Origin of the sequence: Mesotoga sp. HF07.pep.5.2.highcov (assembly GCF_003666285.1) — a bacterium.
Classification (GTDB): domain Bacteria; phylum Thermotogota; class Thermotogae; order Petrotogales; family Kosmotogaceae; genus Mesotoga; species Mesotoga prima.
In genome coordinates this window covers 1-1,581 of the sequence record NZ_JFHJ01000683.1, presented here as the reverse complement: position 1 = coordinate 1,581, position 1,581 = coordinate 1, and the positions used below count along the sequence as shown (strand labels likewise).

Annotated in this window: 2 protein-coding genes; both read right to left on the bottom strand. The window is 47.0% G+C overall.

Annotated features, from left to right (window positions below):
* Nucleotides 1-445: 445 nt before the first annotated feature.
* A complete protein-coding gene (locus tag BG32_RS14590) occupies nucleotides 446-859 on the bottom strand; it encodes a CoA-binding protein (RefSeq protein WP_006486599.1) in 414 nt (137 codons plus the stop codon).
* Nucleotides 856-1,581, bottom strand: a 726-nt coding sequence (gene lnt / locus BG32_RS14585) for an apolipoprotein N-acyltransferase (protein ID WP_121527033.1), incomplete at its 5' end; no start/stop codon positions are given. The genes BG32_RS14590 and lnt, both read right to left, overlap by 4 nt.

Sequence of the window (1,581 nt, the reverse complement as noted above, 5' to 3'; positions counted from 1 at the left end):
ATCATGGGTCTTGAAAAGCACGGGTCCATGATCTGGGACGATGTACGAAGGACGGCTCTTTGCAGCGCTCAGCGGATATTGTGGCCCTCGAAGCGGAACTGGGCTCGCCAAAGCGAGACTGGCCACCAAAGGTGACTGGCCTGCGAAGCAGACTGGTTTTTAAAATCTTACCCGCGAAGCGGTCATTGCGACCGCCGATGATTTTCGGCGCCTTGCGTTTAGTGTTTTATGGTAGCATGACTTCCGGCGATGTTATTCGCCGCATCACTTCAGCTCTCGCCAGTCTGCTGATTTCGGAGGACGGCGTACCGTCGGCGGTTGACCTGATAAGGCTTTCTGCAAAGCAGCCTAACTTTCTAAGGAGTCGAGGATAATCTGCTTCAGCAAAAAGTGTAATTTGTGCTCTTTTCGATCGCCTACCCATAGCTGCGAACACGATACGTTTTCAAAGAGATATTCTTCTATGTTCTTCAAACATGCAGAGGTCCTCTACGTAAACGACGCCGTTTTCGTCTGCAGCTAACTGAGCTTTTTCACTATAAATGCCTTTTTGAAGCCAGACTGCTTTGGCGCCTAGTTCTATTGCCTTCAAGGCGATGGACTCGGCCTCTTCAGAGGGTCTGAAGATTTCAACCACTTCAAGTTCTATCCCATCTGCCACAACGGCTTCGAGGTCCGGGTAGACTTTTAGGCCGCTGTACTCTTCCATACTTGGGTTGACAGGTACTATCCGATATCCCATTTCAATTAGATAGATCGGGACATAATTGGCGGCCTTTTCGGGACTCTTCGAGAAACCAACGACAACTACTGTCTTGAAAGTCTCTAGGATCTTCTTTGCGTTCTCTTTGTAGATCAAAGAACAACACCTCCAAGTATTATCAATGCTATTCCCAGAAATAGTGAGAACCAGAAGAACCAGTTTCCAAACCTGGTGTAAAGTGTAGTTTTGACCGTGGGAAGATACTGGAATTCGCCAATAACATAATCTGCATTCAACTCCTTAGAGGTCGGCAGACGCTTGACGATTCGCCCATAGGGGTCGATTATTGCAGATATTCCTGTGTTGGATACCTGAATGACGTATCTTCTATTTTCAATCGCTCTTGCAATACTTTTTGAGAGATGCTGATTCAGAGCAGTTGAAATATCGAACCAGCCATCATTTGTCGCCGTCACGATCACATTTGCGCCGTTCAGAGTAAGCCCTCTGGCGACGTTACTGTATAGCGAATCAAAGCAGATTTGAGCTCCAATGCGATGTTCGTCGACCGAGAAGATCGTAAACTCTTCTCCGGCATCAAAATAATCAAGGAATTTTAGGAAACTGAATACACCAAATACTTTGGGCCAAGGAAGAGACTCTACGAACGGGGTAAGCTGGATCTTTGCATAGTATTTATCGGAGAAGCCCTCTGCAGTAACAAATCTCACCTGATTGTAGTTGTGATCGTTGTAGGTGGGGAAACCGATCAGAATCTTCAGATTTCTTTCCTGAGCAATCTGCTGCAGCTGGGTTCCGGTTGAGTTTCTTCTTATGTCGCTCATGAAGGTTGCCTCCGGCAAAATCACGACGGAGCC